At 73.4% G+C, this 26,958-nt stretch carries 17 protein-coding genes and 2 pseudogenes; 1 reads left to right on the top strand and 18 read right to left on the bottom strand.

Annotated features, from left to right (window positions below; genetic code table 11):
* The 11 genes and pseudogenes from FMEAI12_RS21660 to gatC all read right to left on the bottom strand — a co-directional run.
* Window positions 1–392 (bottom strand): annotated as a pseudogene (locus tag FMEAI12_RS21660) (hypothetical protein); the annotation flags it as partial.
* A gap of 139 nt (window positions 393–531) precedes the next feature.
* Entirely contained in the window at window positions 532–2,121 is a 1,590-nt protein-coding gene (serA, locus tag FMEAI12_RS21655) for a phosphoglycerate dehydrogenase (RefSeq protein ID WP_020458730.1), read from the bottom strand.
* Between the two features lie 244 nt (window positions 2,122–2,365).
* Window positions 2,366–3,361, bottom strand: a complete 996-nt coding sequence (gene ilvC, locus FMEAI12_RS21650; RefSeq protein ID WP_020458729.1) for a ketol-acid reductoisomerase — start codon at window positions 3,359–3,361, stop codon at window positions 2,366–2,368.
* Window positions 3,362–3,410: 49 nt separating this feature from the next.
* Window positions 3,411–3,935, bottom strand: coding sequence for an acetolactate synthase small subunit (gene ilvN, locus FMEAI12_RS21645; protein WP_020458728.1), 525 nt, complete (start codon window positions 3,933–3,935; stop codon window positions 3,411–3,413).
* The gene (locus FMEAI12_RS21640) at window positions 3,932–5,902 is read right to left on the bottom strand and encodes an acetolactate synthase large subunit (RefSeq protein WP_255565721.1); all 1,971 of its coding nucleotides are present in this window, start codon (window positions 5,900–5,902) and stop codon (window positions 3,932–3,934) included. The genes ilvN and FMEAI12_RS21640 overlap by 4 nt, the downstream gene beginning before the upstream one ends.
* Before the next feature lie 278 nt (window positions 5,903–6,180).
* A complete protein-coding gene (locus FMEAI12_RS21635; RefSeq protein ID WP_112107624.1) occupies window positions 6,181–7,980 on the bottom strand; it encodes a penicillin-binding transpeptidase domain-containing protein in 1,800 nt (599 codons plus the stop codon).
* A 179-nt stretch (window positions 7,981–8,159) separates the two neighbouring features.
* Window positions 8,160–9,092: a metallophosphoesterase gene (locus FMEAI12_RS21630; protein WP_071060726.1), complete on the bottom strand. Its 933-nt coding sequence runs from the start codon at window positions 9,090–9,092 to the stop codon at window positions 8,160–8,162.
* 122 nt (window positions 9,093–9,214) lie between these two features.
* Window positions 9,215–10,732 carry an Asp-tRNA(Asn)/Glu-tRNA(Gln) amidotransferase subunit GatB gene (gatB, locus tag FMEAI12_RS21625; RefSeq protein ID WP_112107623.1) on the bottom strand — a complete coding sequence of 506 codons (1,518 nt, stop codon included), beginning with the start codon at window positions 10,730–10,732 and terminating at the stop codon, window positions 9,215–9,217.
* Window positions 10,729–10,977, bottom strand: a complete 249-nt coding sequence (locus FMEAI12_RS21620) for a hypothetical protein (RefSeq protein WP_112107622.1) — start codon at window positions 10,975–10,977, stop codon at window positions 10,729–10,731. The genes gatB and FMEAI12_RS21620 overlap by 4 nt, the downstream gene beginning before the upstream one ends.
* Window positions 10,978–11,055: 78 nt before the next feature.
* The gene (gene gatA / locus FMEAI12_RS21615; RefSeq protein WP_235014283.1) at window positions 11,056–12,612 is read right to left on the bottom strand and encodes an Asp-tRNA(Asn)/Glu-tRNA(Gln) amidotransferase subunit GatA; all 1,557 of its coding nucleotides are present in this window, start codon (window positions 12,610–12,612) and stop codon (window positions 11,056–11,058) included.
* 17 nt (window positions 12,613–12,629) lie between these two features.
* Window positions 12,630–12,926 carry an Asp-tRNA(Asn)/Glu-tRNA(Gln) amidotransferase subunit GatC gene (gene gatC, locus FMEAI12_RS21610; protein WP_020458721.1) on the bottom strand — a complete coding sequence of 99 codons (297 nt, stop codon included), beginning with the start codon at window positions 12,924–12,926 and terminating at the stop codon, window positions 12,630–12,632.
* 349 nt (window positions 12,927–13,275) lie between these two features.
* Between gatC and FMEAI12_RS38470 the strand changes: the two genes are divergently transcribed.
* Window positions 13,276–13,992 carry an ACT domain-containing protein gene (locus FMEAI12_RS38470; protein WP_112107621.1) on the top strand — a complete coding sequence of 239 codons (717 nt, stop codon included), beginning with the start codon at window positions 13,276–13,278 and terminating at the stop codon, window positions 13,990–13,992.
* A gap of 114 nt (window positions 13,993–14,106) precedes the next feature.
* Here the strand turns inward: FMEAI12_RS38470 and FMEAI12_RS38465 are convergent.
* The 7 genes and pseudogenes from FMEAI12_RS38465 to FMEAI12_RS21570 form a co-directional block, all read right to left on the bottom strand.
* A pseudogene (locus tag FMEAI12_RS38465) lies at window positions 14,107–15,738 on the bottom strand (putative bifunctional diguanylate cyclase/phosphodiesterase); the annotation flags it as partial.
* Window positions 15,739–16,295: 557 nt separating this feature from the next.
* Complete coding sequence (gene ligA / locus FMEAI12_RS21595; RefSeq protein WP_112107619.1) at window positions 16,296–18,407, bottom strand: NAD-dependent DNA ligase LigA; 2,112 nt, start codon at window positions 18,405–18,407, stop codon at window positions 16,296–16,298.
* On the bottom strand, window positions 18,404–19,522 hold the full coding sequence (locus FMEAI12_RS21590) for a methionine synthase (RefSeq protein ID WP_112107625.1): 1,119 nt from the start codon (window positions 19,520–19,522) through the stop codon (window positions 18,404–18,406). Before FMEAI12_RS21590 ends, ligA begins: the two co-directional genes overlap by 4 nt.
* 269 nt (window positions 19,523–19,791) lie before the next feature.
* Entirely contained in the window at window positions 19,792–20,850 is a 1,059-nt protein-coding gene (gene mnmA / locus FMEAI12_RS21585) for a tRNA 2-thiouridine(34) synthase MnmA (RefSeq protein WP_071060695.1), read from the bottom strand.
* 69 nt (window positions 20,851–20,919) lie between these two features.
* The gene (locus tag FMEAI12_RS21580; RefSeq protein WP_071060697.1) at window positions 20,920–22,107 is read right to left on the bottom strand and encodes a cysteine desulfurase family protein; all 1,188 of its coding nucleotides are present in this window, start codon (window positions 22,105–22,107) and stop codon (window positions 20,920–20,922) included.
* Window positions 22,108–22,221: 114 nt separating this feature from the next.
* A complete protein-coding gene (locus tag FMEAI12_RS21575; RefSeq protein WP_071060699.1) occupies window positions 22,222–22,728 on the bottom strand; it encodes a MarR family winged helix-turn-helix transcriptional regulator in 507 nt (168 codons plus the stop codon).
* A 297-nt stretch (window positions 22,729–23,025) separates the two neighbouring features.
* The gene (locus FMEAI12_RS21570; protein ID WP_112107618.1) at window positions 23,026–26,427 is read right to left on the bottom strand and encodes a methylmalonyl-CoA mutase family protein; all 3,402 of its coding nucleotides are present in this window, start codon (window positions 26,425–26,427) and stop codon (window positions 23,026–23,028) included.
* Window positions 26,428–26,958: the final 531 nt, after the last annotated feature.

Below are 26,958 nucleotides of genomic sequence, written 5' to 3'. Positions count from 1 at the left end.
AGCTCACCCCCGCTGCTCGCCGACGCCGGCCCGCCGACGGGGGTGCTGACCTGCGAGACCGGCAGCGGTTCCGTCGCCACCGGTGTGCCGCGGCCCGCGGTCTGACGCAGCGCCACGAACGTCAGGCTGATCATGCCGACGGCGAGCGTGACAACCGCCAGCACCCGGGTGAGTCGCCTCGTCCGCGGCGCCGGGCGTGGCGGCGCGACGAACAACCGGTGAACGAATCCCTGCAGCCCACGGGGCGCGGGCACCACCTGGCACCGTGTCCCGTGGCCCCGAACAACCTGACCGGCCCGCTCACGGGCCGATGGCTCGAGAAACCGGGCCGACCGGACGAAGCGCTCGTCGAGCCGAAGGTCCTCGAACGGATCCGGGTGCCGTGCCGCCATGCCTGTCACGGTAACGCGCGCAAGCGCGCAAGAGCGCCGCTTCCCGCTAAAGATCACCCACACCGGGCCGAGTCGTCACGACCCCGGTCAAGTACGGAGAATCTTGCCGCACAGGCGCCCTACCTGCACCGGGGCGCGCTCAGCCCGCGGAGATGCTCACCGCGCGGGCGTACGACGCACCGATGATCTTGGCGATCTCGGCCAGGATGTCGGGCGCCACCGCGTCGTCCAGGGACAGCGACATGAGGGCCTCGCCACCGGCGCTGAGCCGGCTGACCTGAGCGTTGGCGATGTTGATGTGGGCCTCGCCCAGCAGCGCGCCGACGGCCCCGACGATGCCGGGACGATCCTCGTAACGGAAGAACGCCAGGTGGTCCTCGGGACGCAGGTCGACCTCGAACCCGTCGATCGCGGTGATCTTCTCGACCTGGCGGGAACCGACGAGCGTCCCGCTGACCGAGACCGCCGTCCCGTCGGGCAGGACGCCGCGCACCGTGACGAGGTTGCGGTAGTCCGGGCTCTCCTCGGAGGTCTCCAGCGCCACGTCGACGCCGCGCTCCTTGGCGATCAGCGGCGCGTTCACGTAGGTGACCTGCTCCTCGACGATGTCGATGAAGACACCCTTGAGGACGGCGAGCTGCAGCACCGACACGTCGTGCGCGGCGATCTCGCCGCGCACCTCGACGGTGATCGCGGCGGCCACGCCCGCGGCCAGCCCGGAGAAGAGCTGGCCCAGCTTCTCCGCCAGCGGCAGACCGGGCCGCACGTCCTCGGCCACGACCCCGCCGGCCTGCACGTTCACCGCGTCCGGGACGAACTCGCCGCTGAGCGCGAGGCGCACCGAACGGGCCACGGCCAGACCGGCCTTGTCCTGCGCCTCCTGCGTCGAGGCGCCCAGGTGCGGGGTGACGACGACGTTCTCCAGCCCGAACAGCGGCGAGGAGGTGGTCGGCTCCTTGACGTACACGTCGAGCCCGACACCGCCGACCCGGCCGGACCGGACCGCGTCGGCCAGGGCGCCCTCGTCGACCAGGCCGCCGCGCGCCGCGTTGACGATGATCACGCCCGGCTTCACCCTGGCCAGCTCGTCGGCCCCGATGAGCCCCAGCGTCTCGGGTGTCTTCGGCAGGTGGATCGTGATGACGTCGCTGGACGTGAGCAGCTCGTCGAGGTCCACCAGGCGCACACCGAGCTGCGAGGCGCGGGCGACGGAGACATAGGGGTCGTAGGCCAGGACCTTCATCCCGAAGGCCGCCAGCCGCTGCGCGACCAGGACACCGATGCGGCCGAGGCCGACGACGCCCGCGGTCTTCTCCGTCAGCTCCACGCCGACGTACTTCGAGCGCTTCCACTCACCGCCGACGAGCGACTCATGGGCGGCCGGGACCCGGCGGGCGACCGCGAGCAGCAGTGCGATGGCGTGCTCGGCGGCGCTGACGATGTTCGACTGCGGCGCGTTCACCACCATGACGCCGCGGTTGGTGGCGGCGGGGACGTCGACGTTGTCGAGCCCGATCCCGGCGCGGGCCACGACCTTCAGTCGCGGGGCGGCCGCGAGCGCCTCGGCGTCGATCTTCGTTGCCGAGCGGATGAGGACCGCGTCGACGTCCGCCAGCGCCGGCAGCAGGGCGGATCGGTCGGCCCCGTCCACATGACGGATCTCGAAGTCCCCGGACAGGACCTCCAGCCCGGCCGGTGAGAGTTCCTCGGCGACGAGTACGACGGGCACGGTCTGCTCCTAGCACGCTCGTCGCCGGCCACCGCTGAGGAGGACGCAGCGGCGTGGACGCGCTGCGCCGCGGCCCGGGCGGACGACGACGATGTCGAATCGGTGGGCGGTTCGGTGCGGGTACAGCCTACAGACGCAGCTCCGCACGTTCGGGCGCCGCGACGGGTGTGCCCGCTCTCACCTGTGGCGGGCGCGGGCGCACGTCGACGGGCCGGGCGGCACGTGCCGCCCGGCCCGGCCCGCCTCAGTCCTTCGCGATCCAGGACATCATCGGGCGGAGCTTGCCACCGACCTGCTCGATCGGGTGCTGCTTGCCCTCCTCGACGAGCTTGGTGAAGGTGGCCCGGCCCGCGTCGTCCTCGGCGACCCACTCGCGGGCGAACGTCCCGTCCTGGATCTCGTCGAGGATCTTGCGCATCTCGGCCTTGACCGCCGGGGTGATCACCCGCGGGCCGCGAGTGACGTCGCCGTACTCGGCGGTGTCCGAGATGGAGTAGCGCATCTGCGAGATGCCGCCCTCGTACATGAGGTCGACGATCAGCTTCAGCTCGTGCAGGCACTCGAAGTACGCGACCTCGGGGGTGTAGCCCGCCTCGACCAGTGTCTCGAAGCCGGCCTGGACCAGCGCGCTGGCGCCGCCGCAGAGCACCGCCTGCTCGCCGAACAGGTCGGTCTCGGTCTCCTCGGTGAAGGTCGTGCGCAGCGCGCCGGCCCGGGTGCCGCCGATGCCCTTCGCGTAGGCGAGCGCGATGTCGAGCGCCTTGCCGGTGGCGTCGGCCTCGACGGCGACGAGCACCGGTACGCCCTTGCCCTCGACGAACACCCGGCGGACGAGGTGACCCGGGCCCTTGGGCGCGACCATGAAGACGTCGACGCCGGCCGGCGGCTCGATGAGGCCGTACCGGATGTTGAACCCGTGCCCGAACGCCAGCGCCTTGCCGGGGGTGAGGTGCGGCGCGATCGACTCGGCGTAGATCTTGCGGTGGGTCGTGTCCGGCGTGAGGATCATGATGATGTCGGCCTCGGCGGACGCCTCCGCCGGGGTCACCACCCGCAGGCCCTGCTCCTCGGCCTTGGCCCGACTGGTGCTCGTCTCCGGCAGCCCGACGCGGACGTCGACCCCGCTGTCGCGCAGGTTCAGCGCGTGCGCGTGCCCCTGGCTGCCGAAGCCGATCACGGCGACCTTGCGGTCGGCCAGGTTGTCGAGGTTGGCGTCGTCGTCGTAGTAGATCTCGACCATCTTCGGTGAATCTCCTCGAGGGAAATGAGGGGTGAATGAGGGATGGGAGTCAGGCCGAGCGCTCGACGGCGCGCAGACTGCGATCGGTGATCGACCGCGACCCGCGGCCGAGCGCGACCATGCCGGACTGGACCAGCTCGCGGATCCCGAAGGGCTCCAGCATGCGGATGAGCGCGTCCAGCTTGTCACGGGTACCGGTGGCCTCGATCGTCACCGCGTCGGGGGCGACGTCCACGACCTTGGCCCGGAAGAGCTGCACGGTCTCGAGCACCTGGGAGCGGACCGAGAGGTCGGCCCGCACCTTGACCAGCATCAGCTCGCGCTGCACGGAGACGGCCGTGTCCATCTCCACGATCTTCAGCACGTTCACCAGCTTGTTGAGCTGCTTGGTGACCTGCTCCAGCGGCAGGTCCTCCACCGCGACGACGATCGTCATCCGGGAGACGTCCGCGTGCTCGGTCGGCCCGACGGCGAGCGACTCGATGTTGAAGCCGCGCCGGGAGAACAGGCCGGACACCCGGGCCAGGACGCCGGGCTTGTTCTCGACGAGCACCGAGAGAGTGTGCCGGGTCACAGGTTGACCTCCGCGTCGCCGGAGTAGTCGAAGTCGGGGGCGATGTCGCGGGCGACGCGGATCTCGTCGTTGCTCGAGCCGGCGGCCACCATCGGCCACACCATCGCGTCGGGGTGGACCACGAAGTCGACCACAACCGGGGCGTCGTCGATGCTCATCGCCTTCTCGATCGTGGCGTCCACGTCCGCGGGCGACTCACAGCGCAGGCCGACGCAGCCCAGGGCCTCGGCGAGGCGCACGAAGTCGGGGACCCGGGTCACCCCGGTGCGCGCCGACACCGGGTGGGTGCCCAGGTCGGTGTTCGAGTAGCGCTTGTCGTAGAAGAGCGTCTGCCACTGCCGGACCATGCCCAGCGAACCGTTGTTGATGACCGCGACCTTGATCGGGATGCCCTCCAGGGCGCAGGTGGCGAGCTCCTGGTTGGTCATCTGGAAGCAGCCGTCGCCGTCGATCGCCCACACGGTGGCCTCCGGGCGGCCGACCTTGGCGCCCATCGCGGCCGGCACGGCGTAGCCCATGGTGCCGGCGCCGCCGGAGTTCAGCCAGGTGTAGGGGTGCTCGTAGGAGATGAACTGGGCGGCCCACATCTGGTGCTGCCCCACCCCGGCCGCGAAAACGGTCTCCGGGCCGGCGATCCGGCCGATCCGCTCGATGACCTGCTGCGGGGCGAGCGAGCCGTCGGCGGGCTGGTCGTAGCCGAGCGGGTAGGTCTTGCGCCAGCGGTCCAGCGACCGCCACCAGCCCTCCAGGTCGGGGCGTTCCTCGGTGCGCAGTGCCGCGGTCAGGTCGGCGATGACCTCCCGGCAGTCGCCCACGATCGGCACGTCGGCGATCCGGTTCTTGCCGATCTCGGCCGGGTCGATGTCGGCGTGGATGACGGCCGCGCCGGGCGCGAACGACGACAGCTTGCCGGTGACCCGGTCGTCGAACCTGGCCCCCAGGGTGATCAGCAGGTCGGCCTTCTGCATCGCGGTGACCGCGGCGACGGAGCCGTGCATCCCGGGCATGCCCAGGTGCTGCGGGTGGGAGTCGGGGAACGCGCCGCGCGCCATCAGCGTGGTGACCACCGGGATGCCGGTGAGCTCGGCGAGCACCCGCAGCTCGGCGGCGGCACGGGCCTTCAGCACCCCACCGCCCACGTAGAGCACCGGCCGGCGCGCCGCACTGATCATCTTGGCCGCCTCGCGGACCTGCTTGGCGTGCGGCCGGGTGACCGGGCGGTAGCCGGGCAGGTCGAGCGTGGGCGGCCACACCTCGTGCGGCAGCACCGAGGTGACGCCCTGCAGGATGTCCTTCGGCAGGTCGACCAGCACCGGGCCCGGGCGCCCCGTCGAGGCGATGTGGAACGCCTCGGCGATCGTGCGCGGGATGTCGTCCGCCGACTGCACCAGGAAGTTGTGCTTGGTGATCGGCAGCGTGATGCCGCAGATGTCGGCTTCCTGGAAGGCGTCGGTGCCGATGGCCGCGCTCGGCACCTGCCCGGTGATGGCGACGATGGGCACCGAGTCCATGTAGGCGTCCGCGATCGGTGTCACGAGGTTCGTCGCGCCCGGCCCGGACGTCGCCATGCAGACCCCGACACGCCCGGTGGCCTGGGCATACCCCTCGGCGGCGTGCCCGGCGCCCTGCTCGTGCCGGACGAGCACGTGCCGGACCCGGGTGGAGTCGAACAGCGGATCGTAGGCGGGCAGGATCGCCCCGCCCGGAATGCCGAAGACCACGTCGGCACCGACCGCCTCGAGCGAGTGGACGAGCGACTGCGCTCCGGTGATCTGTCTGGTCTCTCTGGTCATCTGTCGTCTTCCTTGACGGGGCCGGCGAGGTGCGGACGGGACGTCGTTCACGGGCGGGTCCACGGACGGCGACGGGTGGTCGCCGTGCGCGGCGTTGCCGCCGTGCCCGTGTCCGGGAACGGCGTCACGCGGGGCCGGGGTCGGGGCCGGACACGAAAAAACCCCTCGTGCCATGGGCACTGAGGGGCGGCGCGGGTGGTCGGAGACCGATCTGGTCCGACTACACGCGCTCCGAGCGTACGAGAATGCCGAGCAGCATGCGGATAACCATCCCCGACATCCGCCACCGCGTCAAGCACCACGTCGCGTCCGGAGAGACAGACCACAACACCGACACCGCGACGACAGTCGCCGCGCCGCCCGCCGGGACGCCAGACAAGCATGCGCCACCCCGCCGGCGACGGCCATGTGATCATGGTCCGGTCGATGCCGGCGGGGTGGCAGGGAACCGATCAGCCGGCCGCGGCGGGCGGGCCGCCGACCTGGCCGCCGTCGAGGGCGGTGTAGAACGCCGACACCACCGGCGCGGCCGACTCGGCGCCGAACCCGCCGTCCTCGATCACCACCGCGACGGCGACGTCGCCGCGGTAGGCGACGAACCAGCCGTGCGTGGGCGGCGGGTTGCCGTCGGCGTACTCGGCCGTGCCCGTCTTGCCGTGGACGTCGCCGGGCATCGGGACGCCGGCCGCGGTCCCCTCGGTGACCACCGCGCGCATGAAGTCCCGCAGCGGCCCCAGTGCCTCGGCCGGGAGGGGGTTGCTGCGCGGGGACTCTCCGACGACGAACGGCTGATGCCAGGTGCCGCTGGCCACCGCCGCGGCGACGCTCGCCATCTGCAGCGGCGACGCGGCCACCCGCCCCTGCCCGATCGAGGCGGACGCCGACTCGACGGCGTCGCGCGGGGTCGGGAACGAGCCGCCCACGCTGGCGATCGGCAACGGCTCGGAGCTGTCGAACCCGTAGAGCTTCGCGGCCCGCTCGAGCGCGTCGTCGGGCAGCGACTGCTCGAGCCGGATGAAGGCGGTGTTGCAGCTCTTGGCGAAGACCGTCCGCAGCGGGATGGCCCCGAACTGCTCCGCCTCGGCGTTCTGGAACTCGCGCCCGCCGACGCTCACCGTCTGCGTACAGTCGATCATGGTGTCGGCGGCCTTGCCGCTCATCAGCGCCGCGGTAGCCGTCACGATCTTGAAGGTGGAGCCCGGCGGGTAGGAGCCGCGCACCGCCCGGCCGTAGCCGTTGAGCGGGTGGTTCACCGCCGCCAGCACCCCGCCGGTACGGGTGTCGATCGCGACGAGGGCCCCGTTGGGGCGCGACGCGGTCCCCAGCGCCGCCTCCCCCGCGCGCTGGACGTCCAGGTTGATGGTGGTGCGGATCTCCTCGCCGTTGCTGCTCGGGTAGGTCTTGAGGGTCTCGACGGTCTCGTTGCCGTCGGTGCGCACCACCACCGAGCCGCCCTGCGGCCGCAGCCTGGCGTCGTACACCCGCTGCAGGCCGGACGCCGGATCGACCCGGCCGACGAGGTTCCCGGCGAGCTCGGGGCTGCCGTCCAGCGGCCGCCCGTTGACGTCGAGCAGGGCGCCGCGCTCGCCGGTGGACACGGCGCGGTCGAGGCGCAGGCCGGGCTTGAGGGACGGGTGCACCGAGGACGGCCGGGCCCGCACCTTCCACTGCCCGCCGCCGGTGTCGACGAGGGCCAGCTCACCCACGTAGGCCAGCGGCTCGGCGAAACCGGCGAGCGTCAGCTTCGCGGTGTACGGGACGGTGGCGCTCGTGCCCGACCGGGTCAGCTCGCCGGGGACGAGCTCGGCCCCGGTCACCGAGAGCCGGTCGCGCACGTCGCCCATCAGCCCGACAAGGGCACCGACCGCGATGTCGCCGTCGGTGCTGAGGGCCGTCACGGCGGCGCCCGCCCGCTCCCGGACCTGCCCGGCAGCTGCCGGCGCGGCCGATGCTGCCGGTGCGGCCGTCGCCGGCGCGCCCGCGGTGCCGCCGCCCGGGTCACCCGCCGCCGGTTCCTCGGCGGCCGGCGCGGTCGTCAGCGTCTTCCAGGCGTCCAGGTAGGCGTGGGCGACCGCGGCCACCCGGCGGTCGGCCTCACGCGCGTCGGAGCGGGACTTCAACCAGTAGGCCACCCCGCCGCCGACCGCCAGCAGGACCACAACGAGCGCGACGATGAGTACGTTACGCCGGCCGCGGCCCCGGCCTCGGCGGCGTGACATGGACGGGCTGAACCCCGTCGGGGTGAGAGGCACGACGGCTCGCCTCCCCCCTCGCTCGGAGAACCGCCTGACAGGACCGTGCGGCCCGACCACACCCTACGAACGGCTAACCCGCTCCGCATCCGACGCGCCGTCGCTCGTCGGCAAGCCGACACGCGGATGCACTGATGGTGGTAACACGGAGGACCACGCCGACCGACCGGACGTTCGGCTTAATCCACCCGATCCGTTGCCAGCCCGGACCGGATCGCCGCGGCGGCGGACTCGTCCCGGGGCGCCCCCCACGGGGGCACCGGCTCGCCCGTCGGCGCCGGCAGGATCTGGCGCAGCACCGGCCGACGGGCCGGCCAGGACCGCCACTCGCGCGGGTAGCCGACCGAGACCTCCTCGAACCGCACCCCGTCGTACCAGGTCGTCCGCGGAATGTGCAGGTGCCCGTAGACCACGGCGGCGACGTTGTAGCGGGTGTGCCAGTCCGCGGTCAGCTCGGTGCCGCACCACTGGGCGAACACCGGGTAACGCAGGATCCTGGTCGGCTCCCGCACCAGCGGGAAGTGGTTCACGAGAACGAGCGGGACGTCGCGCGGGCACGCGTCGAGCCGCCGCCGGGTCAGCTCGACCCGGGCCCGGCACCAGTCGTCCCGGGTCGGGTACGGGTCGGGGAAGAGGACCGACTCGTCCGAGCACACGATGCCGGCCTCGTAGGCGGCGGCGAGCGCCTCCTGCTTGGTCGAGGTGCCCTCGGGCCGGAACGTGTAGTCGTAGAGCAGGAACATCGGCACGATGCGCGCCGGGCCGCCCTGACCCGTCCACAGTGGGTAGGGGTCCTCCGGGGTGAGCACGCCGAGCCCGGCGCACAGGTCGACCAGGCGCCGGTAGCGCGCCTCGCCGCGCAGCGACGTCTGGTCCCGCCCCAGCGTCCACAGCTCGTGGTTGCCCGGTACCCACACGACCTGCGCGAAGCGGTCGGCGAGCAGCCGCAGCGCCCATTCGACGTCCTCGTAGAGCTCCCCGACGTCGCCGACGACGAGCAGCCAGTCGTCGGGGCGGCCCGGGCGCATCGCCTCGACGATCGCCCGGTTGTCGGGGTGGCGGACGTGGATGTCGCTGGTGGCGAGCAGCCGCCCCTGTGTGGTCGCCGGCATCCGGCCCGGCGTGGTCGATTGCATCACTGACGATCGTCGCACACCGGCCGCCCCGGGCCCGGAGCGAGAACGGAACCAGTGATGTGGCCCACGTCGCCGCCCCGGACGCCGCCCCGGATGTGTCAGGAGGCCTCGAGGCGCTCCAGCAGCAGGCGGCGGACGGCCGCGGCGTCGGCCTGGCCGCGCATCGCCTTCATGACCGCGCCGACCAGCGGGCCGACGGCGTTCACCTTGCCGCCCCGCACCTTCTCGGCGATGTCGGGCGCGCCGGCGATCGCCGTGTCGACCGCGTCGCGCAGCGCCGAGTCATCGGAGACCACGGCCAGGCCACGGGCGGCGATGACCTCGTCGGCGGAGCCGTCACCGGCGAGCACCCCGTCGATGACCTTGCGCCCGAGCGCGTCGGTGAGCTGCCCGGCCGCGACCAGCTCGCAGATCCGCGCCACGTCAGCCGGGCCGATCGCCAGCTCGCGCGGCTCGACCCCGGCGTCCGCCGCGCGCCGGGCGAGCTCGTTGAGCCACCACTTGCGGGCCGCGGGCGGGCTGGCCCCGGCGGCCACCGTCGCCTCGACCAGGTCGAGCACCCCGGCGTTGCGCATCTCCTGGATGTCGCGCACCGTGTACCCGTGCTCGGCGATGAGCCGGACGCGCCGCTGCGCCGGCAGCTCCGGCACCACCGCGCGAACGGCCTCGATGTACTCGTGCGTGAGCGCGAGGGGCGTCAGGTCCGGCTCGGGGAAGTACCGGTAGTCGGTCGCCTCCTCCTTGGACCGGCCCGACGACGTCCGCCCGGAGGCCTCGTCGAAGTGCCGGGTCTCCTGCACGACCCGGTCGCCCGCGTCCAGCAGCGCGGCCTGCCGGACGATCTCGAACCGCACCGCCCGCTCGACCGAGCGCAGCGAGTTCAGGTTCTTCGTCTCCGACCGGGTGCCGAACGGCGCGTCGGGCTCACCGGGCGCGGGCCGCAGCCGCAGCGAGACGTTCGCGTCGCAGCGCAGCGAGCCCTGGTCCATCCGGACGTCCGAGACGGCCAGCGCGCGGCACAGCTCACGCAGCTCGTCGACGTAGGCGCGGGCGACCTCCGGCGAGCGGATGTCGGGCTCGGTGACGATCTCGACCAGCGGGATGCCGGCGCGGTTGTAGTCGACCAGCGAGTGGGTCGCCCCGTGGATCCGACCGGTCGCCCCGCCGACGTGCAGGGACTTGCCGGTGTCCTCCTCCATGTGCACCCGGGTGATCCCGACCCGGTGGATCTCGCCCTCGACCTCGACGTCGAGCCAGCCGTTCGAGCACAGTGGCTCGTCGTACTGGCTGATCTGGAAGTTCTTCGGCATGTCCGGGTAGAAGTAGTTCTTCCGGGCGAACCGGCACCAGGACGCGATCGAACAGTTCAGCGCCAGCCCGATCAGCGTCGCGAAACGCACCGCGGCCTCGTTGACCACGGGCAGCGCGCCGGGCAGGCCCAGGCAGACCGGGCACACCTGGGTGTTCGGCTCCGCGCCGAAGGCGGTCGCGCACCCGCAGAACATCTTGGACGCGGTGCCGAGCTCGACGTGGGTCTCCAGCCCGATCACCGACTCGTACCGGGCGGTGGCGTCCTCGTAGGACGGGGTGGCGATGACGGGAGCCGATGTGCTCACCGGGATGACTCCTCTTCGATGCCGTCGACGCCGTCTTCCTCACCCGCGGCGGGCGGGCGGGGAGCGGAGCGGGTGTCACGGACGTGGACGTAACTCAGCGCGATCGCGGCGGGCAGCCCGATGATCCCCCAGACCAGCAGGATCGGGCTCAGCGTCAGGCCGCCGAGGACGAGCACCAGGAGCGTGAGCCCCCAGACGATCAGCAGCAGTGCGCGGTCCTGCCGGCCGCTGCGCAGCCCGGCCATGTCCCTCCTCGTCCTTACTTTCCCGACCTTCCCCGGCTTCCCGGCTTCCCCGGCTTCCCGGTGTTCCGGGTGCCGGTGCTAGAGCGCGGGTGCCTCGTCCAGCAGCGGATGTCCGCGGCGCGCCTCCAGGGCGGCCTCGAGCGCTCCGCCGACCAGGTAGAGCCGGTCGTCCGCGAACGCCGGGGCCATGATCTGGATGCCGGCGGGCAGCCCGCCCACCAGGCCGGCCGGCAGGCTCATCGCCGGCCCGCCCGCCAGGTTGGACGGGATCGTGCACAGGTCCGACAGGTACATCGACACCGGGTCGTCCACCTTGTCGCCGAGCGGGAAGGCCGGCGTCGGCGTGGTCGGCGAGACCAGCACGTCGGCCTTCTCGTAGGCGGCGGCGAAGTCGCGGCTGATCAGCGTCCGGACCTTCTGCGCCTGCCCGTAGTAGGCGTCGTAGTAGCCCGAGGACAGCGCGTACGTGCCGAGCATGACCCGCCGCTTGACCTCGGCACCGAAGCCGACGTCGCGGGTGTGGCTCATGACCTCCTCGGCACCGGCCCGGCCGTCGTCCCCGGCGCGCAGCCCGAACCGCATCGCGTCGAACCGGGCCAGGTTGGACGAGCACTCGCTCGGCGCGATCAGGTAGTACGCCGCCAGCGCGTAGGTGAAGTGCGGGCAGCTCACCTCCACGACCTCGGCGCCGAGACCGGCCAGCTCCTGGACCGCCGCGTCGAACGCCGCCTGCACACCCGGGTCGTAGCCCTCACCGGAGAGCTCGCGCACCACGCCCACCCGCAGGCCGCGGATGTCGCGGCGCGCGGCGGCCTCGACCACCGGCGGCACCGGCAGGTCGACGCTGGTGCTGTCCAGCGGGTCGTGCCCGGCGATCGCGGAGTGCAGCAGGGCGGCGTCGCCGACGGTGCGGGCCAGCGGCCCGGCCTGGTCGAGCGAGCTGGAGAACGCGACCAGGCCGTAGCGGCTCACCCCGCCGTAGGTCGGCTTGACCCCCACCAGCCCGCACACCGCTGCCGGCTGGCGGATGGACCCGCCGGTGTCGGTGCCGATGGACAGCGGCGCTTCGAAGGCGGCGACCGCCGCCGCGCTGCCACCGCTGCTACCGCCGGGGATGCGGGTGAGATCCCACGGGTTGCGGGTCGGCCCGTACGCCGAGTTCTCGGTGGATGAGCCCATCGCGAACTCGTCCATGTTGACCTTGCCGAGGATGACCACGTCGGCGGCGCGCAACCGGGAGACCACGGTCGCGTCGTACGGCGGCCGCCAGCCCTCCAGGATGCGGCTGCCGCAGGTCGTCGGCATGCCCCGCGCGGTGAGCACGTCCTTGAGCGCGAGCGGGACGCCGGCGAGCGGGCCGAGCTTCTCCCCGGCGGCGCGGCGGGCGTCGATCGCGCGGGCGGCGGCGAGCGCGCCCTCGGCGTCAACATGCAGGAAGGCGTGGACGGCCTCGTCGACCTTGGCGATGCGGTCGAGCGCGGCGAGGGTCGCGTCCTGCGCGGACAGCTCGCCCGCGGCGATCGCGGCCGCCGTCTCGGCGGCGGTCAGCCGGACGACGTCGTCCGTGCGGCGGGGGGCGCCCGCGCCGGCGGCAGCCGCGGCGGCAGGCGTTGAGGTGCTGGAAACGTCGGTCATGTGCGGCCTGGTGCCCCTCACTCGTCCGGATCGAGAATGCGCGGCACCCGGAACCGGCCCTCCTCGGCGGCGGGCGCACCGGCGAGGACGTCGGCGACCGGCAGCGACGGGCGGGTCACGTCCGCGCGGAAGACATTGGTCAGCGGCACGGCGTGCGAGGTCGGCGGGATGTCCGCGGCCGCGACCTCGGAGACCCGCGCGACGGCGCCGAGGATCGCCTCGAGCTGCGGCGCGAGCGCGTCGAGCTCGGCGTCGGACAGGGACATCCGCGACAGGCGGGCGAGGTTGGCTACCTCGTCCCGGGTGATCGCCATTCCGGTGGACCCCTCGTGGGCGGTGGGCACAGGCCCGAGATCGGTCAGGTCGTCGCGCGCCGTCGTGCGGGTGGTGGCCCGGTGGTGGCCACGACCGGCGGCAGGCCGCTACCGGCGACCCTGACCGCGGCCCGGCCGGCTGGGCGCCGGACGACTGCCGCGCCGGTTGCTGCCGGCGGTGACATGCCGGCGAACACAACGTCGGCGTTCCCCACATCGTACGGCCCACCACCCCACCCCGACTCATCCGTGGCGGTTGGCGACACGGCATGGGCGCGGCGGGCGTCGGTAGGGCGGCGCGACACGCGGGCGTGACCCGGCGGCCACCGTTCCGTCACGCCCCTTGCGCATGCTCAACCACATGTCGTACCTGCTCCGGCTCCTGCTTCCCGATCATCCCGGTGTGCTGGGAGCGGTGGCCACGGCACTCGGTGCCGCCGGCATCGACATCGTCAGCCTCACCGTGGTGGAGCACACACCGGCCGGGGCGGTCGACGACCTGATCGTGCTCCTGCCCCCGGGCGGCCTGGCCGAGCGGCTGTTCACCGCGGCCCACTCCGTGCCCGGGGTCTCAGTCGAGTCGCTGCGGCCCTACCAGGCCGACGGCGCCGGGATCAGCGAGGACCTCGAGCTCGTCGACGCGCTCGCCGAACGCCCCGCCGACGCCGTGGCCGTGCTGACCGACCTGGTCGCCGGGGTCTTCCACGCCGACTGGACGCTGCTGCTCGAGTACCTGGGGCCGGGCGACGTCCGGGTCCGGGAGGCCTCGGTGGGCGCGCCGAGCCTGGGCGGCGACGACCTCGGCGTTCCGGAGCGGGTGCGCCTCCCGCTGCCCTGGCTGCCGCTGCGCGCGGCGCGGCGCGTCGTGCCGGACGACGGCGAGTTCCCGGCCCGCTGGGAGGCGGTCAACATGGAGCTCGCCGCGGCCCCGGTCGGGCACGAACGGCTGGCCGTCCTGGTCGGCCGGCCGGGAGGCCCCGCGTTCCGCTCCTCCGAGGTGGCCCGGCTCGCGCACCTGGCCGGCATCGCCGCCACCCTCGCCCGCACGGCCGGCCCCGGCCGCTGAGCACGGCTGCGCGCCGCTGACCGCGGCTGCCGACCGCGGCGGCGCGGCCGTTTCCGCCGACGCGGCGGCGAGCCACGGGGTGAGCAGCACCGCGGGCAGCGCGGGCGCCACGTGCCACCCCTGGGCCGCGTCCGCGCCGAAGCCGGCCAGCCGGCGCCATTCGACGGGAGTCTCCACGCCCTCGGCGACGACCCGCAGCCCCAGGTCCGCGGCCATCCGAACGACCGCGCGGACGAAGTCGGCGTCGCGGTCGGCGCCCGCCATCCGGCCGATCACGGTCCGGTCGATCTTGATCTCCTCGAACGGCAGGCGCCGCAGCGCGTCGAGGGAGACCCGGCCGGTGCCGAAGTCGTCCAGGCTGACCCGCACACCGAGGTCCGCCAGGTCGCGCAGCGCCCCGGCCGGCTCGTCACCGTCCGCGGTGACGGCGCCCTCGGTGACCTCGAAGGTCAGCGCCGTGGCCGGCAGGCCGGTCTCGGCCAGCGCGGCCGCGACCGAGCCGACGAAGCCGGGGTCGCGCAGGTCACGCGCGGACGCGTTCAGCGCGACCGCCACCGGGATCCCCGCCGCGTTCCACCGGGCGACCTGCGCGAGCGCGCGGCCCATCACCCACGACGTGATCGGGCGGATCAGGCCGGCGGACTCGGCGAGCGGGACGAAGACTCCCGGCAGCAGCAGCCCCCGGCTGGGGTGCCGCCAGCGCAGCAGCGCCTCGACCCGCCGCACCCGCCCGTCGGCGATCTCCGCCTGCGGCTGGTAGTGCACCTCGAGCTGCCCGTGCTCCAGGGCGTAGCCGAGTTCGGCGGTCGTCCGGGCCCGTAGCCGGGCACGGCTGGCGTCACGCGGCCCGTAGGCCTGGACGCCGAGGTGGTGCTCCTTCGCGGTGTACATGGCGAGGTCGGCGCACCGCGACAGCGCGGGAAGGTCGCCGCCGTGGTCCGGGTAGAGCGCGACCCCGACGCTCGCGTCGACGTCGCAGAACTGCCCGTCGATCTCGTACGGGGCACGCAGCACGCCTCGGACGCGCCCGGCCACCTCCCCGACCACCGTCCGGCCCGCCTCGCCGGCCGGCAGCGCGGGCAGCAGGACGGCGAACTCGTCGCCGCCCAGCCGCGCGACGACGTCACCGGGGCGCAGCGCGGCGGTGAGCCGGGCCGCGGCGACGACCAGCAGCCGGTCGCCGACCTCGTGCCCCAGCCGGTCGTTGACCTCCTTGAACCGGTCCAGGTCGAGCAGCAGCAGGCCGACCCGGCAGCCGGTCCGCTCGGCCGCGCGGAAGCTGGCGGCCGCGCGCTCGGCGAGCTCCGCCCGGTTCGGCAGCCCGGTGAGCCCGTCGTGGCGGGCCTCGTGCTCCTTCTGCCGGGAGACCTCACCGACCCGGGCCACCACCAGCAGCGCCGGCAGCAGCAGCGGCACCAGCCAGGCGCTTCGCGCTGCGGCGACCACCACCAGCGGCGCGAGGGACAGCGTCGCCACCCCGCCCGCCACCCGGCGCCGCAGGTCGGCGAGGGGAGCCCGGTACCCGGCGTGGGCACGGCCCCCGCCACGGCCGGCCGCGCCGCCGACGGCCGCCGGCCCGCGCGGGTGCGTAGGCAGGCCGAGCAGGTCGTCGACGGCGAACAGCGCGAGGCCGGCGAGCGCGACCTCGGGCAGATCCCCGGCCCCGAGATCGGCTCCGAGGCCGTACGCGGCCACCACGGCTCCCGCCGCGCACAGCGCCAGCGAGCGGCGCCCGACGACCACCATCACCCACCGCGGGCGCGCGCCCCGCACGAGCTCCAGCAGGACGCCGACGACCAGGTGCGCCGCCAGCGCGGGCGGCGTTCCCCAACCGAGCAGGAGCGCGAACAGGAAGGTCATCGTGAGATCACTGCCGCCGGCGCCCGGCCCGCCCGCTCGGCGCCGGGCACCCAGCGCGCCCGCCGGCAGACCGGCCGGCCCGAAGGCGCCCGGCCAGGTCCCACCGACGGGCACCGGCTGCGACCCGACGAGAAGGGCGAGCCCGGCGATCAGCACGAAGGCCACGCCCAGGTTGTCGAAGGCACCGCGCCAGCCCCCGGCGACGGCGACCACCGCGGCCGTCAGGCATCCCGCCGCGCCGACCGCGGCCCCCCACCCGGCCCCTGGCTCCGGCGGCACGCCGCCGGCTCGCGGGGCGCGCATCAGCGGCGACCGGAACGGCCCCGCGTCGATCCCTCGACGCGTCGGGGACGGGCGCACCGACGCCCGGCCACACCGACGAGAACATGACGGAACATATGAGTGCTCACCGTAATGAACCTTTCGCTGCCAGGATGCGAAGGTTACCCGTCGACCTCCTCGAGCACGGCGAGTGCCCTAGCCGCATCCGCTCCGTCACGGAGAAGCACGGCGAATCCGGCTTCGTCCAGGAGCGGGATCTTCAGGGTGCGGGCCTTGTCGTACTTCGACGCCCCGGGATCGGCGCCGGCGACGACGAACGTCGTCTTCTTGCTCACCGAGCCCGTCACCTTGCCGCCGCGGGACTGCACCGCCTCGGTCGCCGTGTCCCGACTCCAGCCGTCCAGGGTGCCGGTGATGACCACCGCGACGCCGTCCAGCGGCCCGGGGCCCTCGCCGGCGCCCTCGTCGGCCAGGCGGACCCCGCCCGAGGCGATCCGGGCGACGATGTCGCGGTGCCGCGGGTCGGCGAACCAGTCGACCACCGCGTCGGCGATCTTCGGCCCGACGCCGTCGACGGCCGCGAGCCGCTCGGCGGGCGCCGTCGCGATCGCGTCGAGGGAACGCAGCTCCCGGGCCAGCCCGCGGGCGGCCGTCGGCCCGACGTGACGGATCGACAGCCCGACCAGCAACCGCCACAGCGGGCGGTCACGAGCCGCCTCCAGGCCGCGCAGGATCTGCTCGATCTTCTTGTCGGCGAAGCCACGCAGCCCCTCGAAGGACTCCGGGGCCAGGTGGAAGACGTCGCCGATGTCGTGGATCCGGCCCTCCGCGAGCAGGACCGTCGCCGTCTCGTAACCGAGCCCGTCGATGTCGAGCGCGCCGCGCGACGCCAGGTGGAACACCGACTCCCGCAGCTGCGCCGGGCACGAGACGGTGTTCGGGCAGCGGATGTCGACCTCGCCCTCGGGGCGGACCAGCTCGGTGCCGCACTCCGGGCAGTGCGTGGGCATCACGAACGCGCGCTCGGAACCGTCACGCAGGTCGACGACCGGGCTGACGATCTCGGGGATGACGTCACCGGCCTTGCGCAGCACCACGGTGTCGCCGATCAGGACGCCTTTGCGACCCACCTCGTCGATGTTGTGGAGGGTGGCCATCGCCACCGTCGACCCCGCCACCTTCACCGGCTCGAGCACCCCGAACGGGGTCACCCGGCCGGTGCGGCCGACGTTCACCTGGATGTCGCGCAGCCGGGTGGTGACCTCCTCCGGCGGGTACTTGAACGCGACCGCCCAGCGGGGGGCCTTCGAGGTGGCGCCGAGGCGACGCTGCTGGCCGAAGTCGTCGACCTTCACGACGACCCCGTCGATCTCGTGCTCGACGTCGTGGCGGTGCTCGCCCCAGCGCCGGACGAAGGCGAGCACGTCCTCCACCGAGGCCATCACCTCGTGACGGGCGGAGACCGGCAGCCCCAGCTCGGCGAACCGCGCGTACGCGCCCGACTGGGACGCCACGTCGAAGCCCTGGTGGGCGCCGAGGCCGTGCACGATCATGTCGAGCGGACGGCTGGCGGTGACCCGGGGGTCCTTCTGGCGCAGCGACCCGGCGGCGGCGTTGCGCGGGTTGGCGAACGGTGCCTTCCCCGCCTCAACCAGCGCGGCGTTGAGCTCGGTGAACCGCTCGGTCGGGAAGAACACCTCGCCGCGCACCTCGAGCAGCTCCGGCACGGCCGGGCCGCACAGCCGGGACGGCACGCTCGCCAGGGTCCGCACGTTGGGCGTGATGTCCTCCCCCGTGCGACCGTCACCGCGGGTGGCCGCGCGGACGAGCCGGCCGCCCTCGTAGACGAGGTCGACCGCCAGCCCGTCGATCTTCAGCTCACACAGCCACGCCGTGACGGGCTGCTCCCGCGCGGCGCGCGCCGCCCAGGCGTGGAACTCCTCGTCGGTGAAGACGTTGTCGAGTGACAGCAGCCGTTCCAGGTGCTCGACCGGGGTGAACAGCGTCGAGTAGGAGCCGGCGACCTTCTGGGTCGGCGAGTCCGGGGTGCGCAGCTCGGGGTGCCGCTCCTCGATCGCCTCCAGCTCGCGCATAAGCGCGTCGTACTCGGCGTCGGCGACGGTCGGCTTGTCGAGCACGTAGTAGCGGTAGGCGTGTTCCTCCAGCTCGCGGGCCAGCTCGGCGGCCCGGCCACGCTCGTCGGCGGCCAGACCAACCTCGTCAGCGGCCAGGCCACGCTCGTCGGCAGCCAGGCCGCGCTCGTCCACGCTCACTGTGGAGATTCCACCAGGACCCGCGCCGCCTCACGGCAGTGCCGCAGCGCGGCGCGCGCGTCACCCACCCTGGCATTGGCCAGACCACACGTCGGTGTCACGGCCACCACCTCCCCGAGTAGTTCCGGAGCGAACCCCAGCCGACGCCACAGGTCGACCGCCACCGCGACCGTACGACGGGGGTCCGACAGGTTCCCGGCGCCGTCCGTCGGCACCAGGCCGAACATCAGGCCGACGCCCGCCTCGACCGCCTCGCCGACCGCGTCGTCCTGCGCCCGGGTGAGCAGGGTCGCGTCGAGGCCGACGAACCGCGCGCCGGCCCGCCGCAGCAGGTCGAGCGGCACGTCCGGCGCGCAGCAGTGCACGCCGGACGCGGCGACCGACGCCGCCCCGGTCACCGCGGACAGCACGCCGGCCAGCCGCTCGGTCGCCGGCCCCTCCTCTACGGCGGGCAGGACGGAGAACCCGCTGGGAGTGCGGATGTGGCCGGCGAGCATAGCCGGCAGCGACGGCTCGTCGAGCTGGACGAGCATCCGGGCACCCGGAATCCGTCGCCCCAGGTCGGCCAGGTGGGCGACCAGCCCCTCGGCGAGCGCCTCCGCCAGGTCCCGGGCCGCGCCCTGATCGGCGAGCGCCTTGTGCCCGCGCGGCAGCTCGACCCCGCCGGCCAGCGTCCAGGGGCCCGCGGCCGACACCTTGAGCGGCCCGGTGTAGCCGGCGGCCGCCTCGGTGAACGCGTCCAGATCCCGGGCGAGCAGGTCACGGGCCCGGCGCAGGTCCAGGCCGGGCCGCGGCACCAGCCGCCACCCGGACGGCTGGAAGTCGACCGGCAGGTCCACCAGCAGCGCGCACGAACGGCCGATGATGTCGGCGCCGACCCCGCGGCCCGGCAGCTCCGGCAGGAACGGCAGGTCCGGCACCTCCCCCAGGACGTACCGCGCGGCCTCGACCGGGTCGAGATCCGGCAGCGACCCGATCCCGGAGGCTGTCCCGGGCGGCCAGGGGATGCCCGCCCGCTCGGCGGTCCCGTCGCTGCCCAGCGGTGAGACACCCTCCCCCGGCACGTCCCGGATCGGCTCCGGGCCCGCGCCCCGCTCAGTGGCAGACCACGTCATCACCACATCGACTCCTTAGATTCCGGCCGCGACCCCAGGCCACGGCCGGCGAACAACACCCACCAGAATCACTCGCCAGAATCACTCGCCAGAATCACCCACCAGGATCACCCGTCGGAACGACCCGCCGGCGGAACCCCTCGGATGACTCGCTGGCAGGACCCGTCAGCACGCGGCAACCGCGCCCGGCGCATCACCGAAGGCGCGCCGCAGGCCACACGAGCCACTCCGGCCAGGCGGGCGGCCGGGCTTCGGGCGGGCCCGGTGCCTCAGGCCGCCAGGGAGCGGATGCGCCCGCCGCCGAGCACCCGGTCGCCGTCGTAGAAGACCACGGCCTGGCCCGCCGCAGTGCCGCGCACCGGCTCCGCCAGCCGCACGTCGAGCTCGTCGCCCCGGGCCGTCACCACCGCGGGGACCACCCCGCCGTGCGCCCGGACCTGCGCGGTGCACGACACCGGCCCGTCATGGGGCCAGACCATCCGCTCCGCGACCAGGCTGCGCATGTCCAGCGCGCTGGACGGGCCGACGGTCACCGTCGACGTCGCCGGGGAGATCTCCAGCACGTAGCGCGGGCGGCCGTCCGGCGCGGGACGTCCCAGCCCGAGCCCCCGGCGCTGCCCGACCGTGAAGGCGTACGCCCCGTCGTGCTCGCCGAGGGTCTCGCCGGTCTCCGCGTCGACGACCGGGCCCGGACGCGGCCCCAGGCGCTCGCGCAGCCAGGCGCCGGTGTCCCCGGAGGCCACAAAACAGATGTCGTGGCTGTCCGGCTTGTCGGCGACGGCGAGGCCACGGCGCGCGGCCTCCTCGCGGACCTGGGCCTTCGTCGAGTCGCCGAGCGGGAACCGGGCCGCGGCGAGCTGCTCGGGCCGCAGGGTGCCGAGCACGTACGACTGGTCCTTCGCCGGGTCCACCGAGCGGCGCAGCGTGCCGTCCTCGTCCAGCCGGGCGTGGTGCCCGGTGACGACCGCGTCGAAGCCGAGCGCGAGCGCCTTCTCCAGCACCGCGGCGAACTTGATGCGCTCGTTGCAGCGCACGCAGGGGTTGGGCGTGCGCCCGGCCGAGTAGTCGGCGACGAACTCGTCGATGACCTCGGTCTCGAAACGCTCCGCGAGATCCCAGACGTAGAAGGGGATGCCGAGCACGTCGGCGGCACGGCGGGCGTCGCGGGCGTCCTCGAGCGTGCAGCACCCACGGGCACCGACCCGGTCCGAGGCGGGCGAGCGCGACAGCGCCAGGTGGACGCCGGTCACGTCATGGCCGGCGTCGACGGCCCTGGCGGCGGCCACCGCCGAGTCGACGCCGCCCGACATGGCCGCGAGCACCCTCATCCGGCTCACGATCCCACCCCTCGTCCACACCGCCGGCTCGGCGGGCGCTCCCGCCGCCGGCTCATCGACTCACCCCGCGCTCAGACCCGCGAGCTCACCGGCGCGGCTGGCACGCGCCACCACCGGACCGATCACGGCGACCAGCGCGTCGACGTCCGCCGCCGACGAGCCGTGCCCGAGCGAGAACCGCAGCGACCCACGGGCGTGGGCCTCACCGGCGCCCATCGCCAACAACACGTGCGAGGGCCGCGCCACTCCCGCCGAGCAGGCCGAGCCCGTCGAGCATTCCACCCCGTGCGCGTCGAGCAGCATCAGCAGCGAGTCGCCCTCGCAGCCGGGGAAGGTCAGGTGTGCGTTTCCGGGCAGCCGGCCGGCGCCGGGGGCGGCACCGTTGAGCGTCGCCCCGGGCACCTCGGCCAGCACCCGGCGCACGAGGTCGTCGCGCAGCGAGGCCAGCCGGACCCGCTCGGCGGGCAGCTCCGCGGTGACGGCGGCCGCCGCCGCGGCGAAGGCGGCCACTCCCGGGGTGTTGAGCGTCCCGGAGCGGACGTCGCGCTCCTGCCCGCCGCCGTGCGCCAGCGGCTCCACCTCGACCCCGCGCCGCACGAGCAGCGCGCCCACCCCCACCGGGCCGCCGATCTTGTGCGCGCTGATCGTCAGCGCGTCCGCCTCACTGGCGGCGAACGACGTCTCGATCTGCCCGAACGCCTGGACGGCGTCGGTGTGGAACGGGATGTCGCGAGCGTGGGCGACCCGGGCCAGCTCGGCGACCGGCTGGATGGTGCCCACCTCGCTGTTCGCCCACATCACCGAGACGAGCGCGACCGAGGCCGGGTCGGACTCCACCGCGGCGCGCAGCACCTCGGGGGCGACCAGGCCGGTCTCGTCCACCGGCAGCGTCTCCAGCACCGCCCCCTGCCGCCGGGCCAGCCAGGACGCGGTGTCCAGCACCGCCGGGTGCTCCACCGCGCTGACCAGGATCCGGCGCCGGCGCGGGTCGGCGGCGCGGCGCGACCAGTACAGCCCCTTGATCGCCAGATTGTCGCTCTCCGTGCCGCCCGCAGTGAAGATCAGGTCGGACGGCCGCGCGCCCAGCACCTCGGCCAGGGACTCCCTCGACTCCTCGACGATCCGGCGGGCGCGCCGACCGCCGGCGTGCAGCGATGAGGCGTTCCCGGCGTCCGTCAACACGGCGGTGAACGCCGCGACGGCCTCCGGGCGCATCGGCGTGGTCGCCGCGTGGTCGAGGTAGGTCACGTCTGTAGAGGGTAGCTGCCACTCGGGCGCCCCACCCGGCCTCGGGACGACCGCCCGAACCCGGCCGCGCACCGGGCCGGGGCACCGGCTGGCCCGGGTCCGGGTCCGGGCGGGTCAGAAGTCGCCGGCACCGCGCCGCAGGTCGGTGAGCAGCTCGACGAGGTCCCGCACACCGCTGTCAGGAAGCCCGGGGTCGGCGAACACCGTGTCGTTGAGCTTCTCGGTGGCCGCGAGCGCCGTCGCCCGCCCGTCCTCAGTGATCTCGGCGAGGATCGCGCGCCGATCCGTCGGATGCGGCAGGCGGCGCACCTGCCCGCGGGCCTCCAGCCTGTCCACGGCGCTGGTGACGCTGGTCGGGTGCACCTGCAGCAGGCTCCCGATGCGGCTCAGCGGCAGCGAGCCCTTGCGGCTGAACAGCAGGAGCATGAGCAGCTCGTAGCGGGCGAACGTGAGATCGAGGGGCCGCAGGACCTCGTCGACCCGGGCGAGCAGGATCTGCTGCGCGCGCATCAGCGAGGTGACGGCGGCCATGCCGTCCGCGACGGGCCCCCATCCGTGGGCGGTCCACTGCCGGTGCGCCTCCGCGATCGGGTCGGTCGGAAGCGGTTTCGGCTGTGACACGGGTGCAATATCTCCAGGACGGGATCGTCGGGCCGGCAGACCATCGACAGCGGAGCCATCAACAATAGCCATTCCGGCGTACGACCGTTGCATCCGGGAACGGCGATGCTGGCAACGTTGGCGATGCCGGCAACATGAAGGCCACACAGCGCGCCCAGGTGCGCATCCCCGCCGACGCCCGGATCGACGTCCGACCGACATCTGGTGATCGCCTGATGATCGACGAACCAGGTGGCGTGGGTGCACACGCTCGACGCGCCGCTGCCCGCGCACCGGCACCGGCCCGCGGTCACGTCATCAGATGTTACGCCTGTACTGTCCGCCGACCTCGAAGAACGCCGCGCTGATCTGGCCCAGGGAACACACCCGCACGGCGTCCATCAGCACCTCGAAAGTGTTACCGCCCGCCGCGGCGACCTGCCGCAGCCGCTCGAGAGCCTGCTGGGCGGGCTCGCGGTTACGGCTGGTGAAGTCCGCCAGGCGCCGCAGCTGGGACTGCTTCTCCTCCTCGGTGGCCCGGGCGAGCTCCAGCGGACCGGCTCCCTTGTCGTCGGCGTCCGGCCCGATGAAGGTGTTCACCCCGATGATCGGCAGGGAGCCGTCGTGCTTGCGCCGCTCGTAGAGCATCGACTCATCCTGGATGCGCCCGCGCTGGTAACCGGTCTCCATCGCGCCGAGAACACCGCCCCGCTCGGAGATCCGCTCGAACTCGGCCAGCACCGCCTCCTCGACGAGGTCGGTCAGCTCGTCGATCACGAAGGAGCCCTGCAGCGGGTTCTCGTTCCCGGCGAGCCCCCATTCCTGATCGATGATCATCTGGATGGCCAGCGCCCGCCGCACGGACTGCTCCGTGGGCGTCGTCACAGCCTCGTCGTAGGCGTTGGTGTGCAGGCTGTTGCAGTTGTCATAGATCGCGCACAATGCCTGCAATGTCGTCCGGATGTCGTTGAAGTTCATCTCCCGCGCGTGCAGCGACCGACCCGAGGTCTGCACGTGGTACTTGAGCTTCTGGGAGCGCTCCGCCGCGCCGTAGCGCTCGCGCATCGCGACCGCCCAGATCCGCCGGGCCACCCGGCCGATCACGCTGTACTCGGCGTCCATGCCGTTGGAGAAGAAGAACGACAGGTTGGGCGCGAAGTCGTCGATCCGCATTCCGCGCGCCAGGTAGGCCTCGACGTAGGTGAACCCGTTGGCGAGCGTGAACGCGAGCTGACTGATCGGGTTCGCCCCGGCCTCCGCGATGTGGTAGCCGGAGATCGAAACCGAGTAGAAGTTTCGGACGCGGTGGTCGATGAACCATTCCTGCACGTCCGCCATGCAGCGCAGGGCGAACTCCGTCGAGAAGATGCAGGTGTTCTGGCCCTGGTCCTCCTTGAGGATGTCCGCCTGCACGGTGCCGCGCACGTTCGCCAGCGCCCAGGCTGCCACCTCGGCCGTCTCGGCCGCCGACGGCTCGCGCCCGTTCTCCGTCCGGAACAGCTCGAGCCGCTGGTCGATCGCGGTGTTGAGGAACATCGCCAGAATCGCCGGGGCCGGGCCGTTGATCGTCATCGAGACGCTCGTCGTCGGCGAGCACAGGTCGAATCCCGCGTAAAGCGCCTTCATGTCGTCCAGCGTCGCCACGGAGACCCCGGACGTCCCGATCTTTCCGTACACGTCCGGGCGGGGGCCCGGGTCCCGCCCGTAAAGCGTGACCGAGTCGAACGCGGTGCTCAGCCGGGTCGCCGGCGAGTCGGCGGAGAGCAGGTGGAACCGCCGGTTCGTGCGGAACGGGTCGCCCTCGCCGGCGAACATCCGCGCCGGCGCCTCACCGGCCCGCTTGTACGGGAACACGCCCGCGGTGAACGGGAAGAGCCCCGGCAGGTTCTCCCGCCGCAGGAACCGTACGAGGCGGGCGTCGTCGTCGATCCGCGGCACCGCCACCCGGGGGACGGCGGTACCCGACAGCGTCGTGCGCCGCAGCGGGGTGCGGATCTCCCGGTCGCGCACCGTGTAGACCATCTCCTCGCCGGACCGCTCGGCGACCAGGGCGGGCCAGCCGTCGAGCAGCTCGCGGGTCCGCGCGTCCAGCGCCGCGTCAGCCGCGTTCCGGAGGCTCCGCAGCCGCGCCAGCGCGTCACCCGGACCGCCGGCGCCATTCGAGCTCGCGTGATCCGCCTGGGCGCCGTCGAGCTCGGCGATCGCCGTGGACAGGTGCTGGCGCCGGCGGGCGAGCTCGGACAGCTCCTCGGTGTGCGCGTGGTAGCCGCGCACCGCATCGGCGATCTCCGCGAGGTAGCGGACCCGTGCCGGCGGCACCACCGTCGTCAGCCCCGAGGAGACACGGACGTCCACCGCCGGCAGCCGGCCCGGGACCACGCGCAGCCCGCGCTCGCGCAGCAGGTCGCGCAGGAACTGGTAGAGCGCGGTCACCCCGTCGTCGCTGAACCGCGCGGCCGAGGTGCCGAACACCGGCATCTCCTCCCAGGAAGCGCCGAAGTCCTCCCGGTTGCGCACTATCTGACGCGCGACGTCGCGCCGCGCGTCCTCCGCTCCGCGGCGCTCGAACTTGTTGACCGCCACGACATCCGCGAAGTCGAGCATGTCGATCTTCTCGAGTTGGGACGCGGCCCCGTACTCGGGGGTCATCACGTACATCGAGACGTCACAGAAGGGCACGATCGCCGCGTCGCCCTGGCCGATGCCCGGAGTCTCCACGATGATCAGGTCGTACCCGGCGGCCTTGCAGGCCGCGATGATGTCGGCGAGGTGCTCGGGCAGCTCGCGCCCCGCGCCGCGGGTGGCCAGCGAGCGGAAGAAGACCCCGCTCCCGTGGACGCCACTCCCCTGGGCACCGTTCCCCTGGCGGCCCTTCGCCGGACCGCCGTCCGCCGGACCGCCGCCGTCGGGCTCACCGCCGAGGAAGCCGGCTCCCAGCGCGTTCATCCTGATCCGGTCGCCGAGCAGCGCACCGCCGCCACGCCGCCGGGTCGGGTCGACCGCGAGGACGGCGATGCGCAGGCCGTCTTCCTGGTCGAGACGGAAACGGCGCAGCACCTCGTCCGTGAGCGACGACTTCCCGGACCCGCCGGTACCGGTGATGCCGAGCACCGGCACGGCCGGTCCGCGCTCGGCCGCCTCGCGCAGCGCTGCGGCCAGGGCCGGGTTCCGGCCGTCCTCGAGCACGGTGATCGCCCGGGCCAGCGCGGACTCGTCGCCGGCCCGCACCGCCTCGACCGCCGGCGGGCCCGCCGCGAGATCGACGTCCCCGTCACGGACGATGCTGTTGACCATCAGGTGCAGGCCGAGCCGCTGGCCATCCTCCGGGGAGAAAATCCTCGCGACACCGCGGGAGTGCAGTAGCGCGATCTCGTCCGGCACGATGACGCCGCCGCCGCCGCCGTACACACCGATGTGCCCGGCTCCCCGCTCCCGCAGCCGGTCCACCAGGTAGGTGAAGTACTCGACGTGACCGCCCTGGTAGGACGAGATCGCGACCGCCTGCGCGTCCTCCTGGATCGCCGCCGTCACGATCTCGTCGACGCCCCGGTCGTGACCGAGGTGGATCACCTCGGCTCCCTGGGCCTGCAGGATCCGGCGCATGATGTTGATCGCCGCGTCATGGCCGTCGAACAGCGACGCCGCGGTGACGACGCGCACCGGCCAGACGGGCACGTGCAGGGCGGGGGCCTCCTGGCCCACCACGGTGGCTGCGCTCATGTGGCTTGCTCCCGAGGACGGTACGCGGACACCAACGACCGTCGTTGGCACTCCGATAGTAGGACGTCCATTTAACTGGGGCCACCGAGACCATGGACATGCGGGCGGCACAGGGGCGTCGAACCCGTCACACAGCAGGAGGACCGGTCGCCGTGACCTGGCGTTCCGGCATGACCCGAACCCTCCACGTTCCGGGTTCCGGCGCCGGTCCGAACGCTCCAGGGGCCTCCGCCTGGGGCTCCTTCTCACAAGCCTGACACCAGCCGATGAGCCGAGCGGGCCGGAGCGCGCTCGCCGGCGGCCTGGTCACCAAGACCAGCGGGGGTGCCCTGCATGGCTGGCAGCCGAGCCGACGGGGCTGCCTCAGGCAACCGCCTCCGTCGCTCCGACATGGCCGTCAGCCGTCGGCCGGGAAAAGGTCCGGAAATACAGGTGGGGGCTGCTCCCGGCCACAGCCAGAAACAGCCCCCACCAAAAGAAGTCCGGCGGCGTCCTACTCTCCCACGCGGTCACCCACGCAGTACCATCGGC

Origin of the sequence: Parafrankia sp. Ea1.12 (assembly GCF_900465275.1) — a bacterium.
Classification (GTDB): domain Bacteria; phylum Actinomycetota; class Actinomycetes; order Frankiales; family Frankiaceae; genus Parafrankia; species Parafrankia soli.
Note: the sequence above shows the minus strand (reverse complement) of the source record. Positions and strands in the feature narration are given on the sequence as shown.

Excerpts from the sequence above, each read along its gene's own strand:
- ilvC (WP_020458729.1), bottom strand. The coding sequence starts at position 3,361 with ATGGTCGAGATCTACTACGACGACGACGCCAACCTCGACAACCTGGCC.
- FMEAI12_RS21620 (WP_112107622.1), bottom strand. The coding sequence starts at position 10,977 with ATGGCCGGGCTGCGCAGCGGCCGGCAGGACCGCGCACTGCTGCTGATC.
- gatA (WP_235014283.1), bottom strand. The coding sequence starts at position 12,612 with ATGACCGACGTTTCCAGCACCTCAACGCCTGCCGCCGCGGCTGCCGCC.
- FMEAI12_RS21570 (WP_112107618.1), bottom strand. The coding sequence starts at position 26,427 with ATGAGCGCAGCCACCGTGGTGGGCCAGGAGGCCCCCGCCCTGCACGTG.
- FMEAI12_RS38470 (WP_112107621.1), top strand. The coding sequence starts at position 13,276 with ATGCTCAACCACATGTCGTACCTGCTCCGGCTCCTGCTTCCCGATCAT.
- gatC (WP_020458721.1), bottom strand. The coding sequence starts at position 12,926 with ATGGCGATCACCCGGGACGAGGTAGCCAACCTCGCCCGCCTGTCGCGG.
- FMEAI12_RS21590 (WP_112107625.1), bottom strand. The coding sequence starts at position 19,522 with ATGACGTGGTCTGCCACTGAGCGGGGCGCGGGCCCGGAGCCGATCCGG.
- mnmA (WP_071060695.1), bottom strand. The coding sequence starts at position 20,850 with ATGAGGGTGCTCGCGGCCATGTCGGGCGGCGTCGACTCGGCGGTGGCC.
- FMEAI12_RS21630 (WP_071060726.1), bottom strand. The coding sequence starts at position 9,092 with ATGCCGGCGACCACACAGGGGCGGCTGCTCGCCACCAGCGACATCCAC.
- FMEAI12_RS21640 (WP_255565721.1), bottom strand. The coding sequence starts at position 5,902 with ATGGCACGAGGGGTTTTTTCGTGTCCGGCCCCGACCCCGGCCCCGCGT.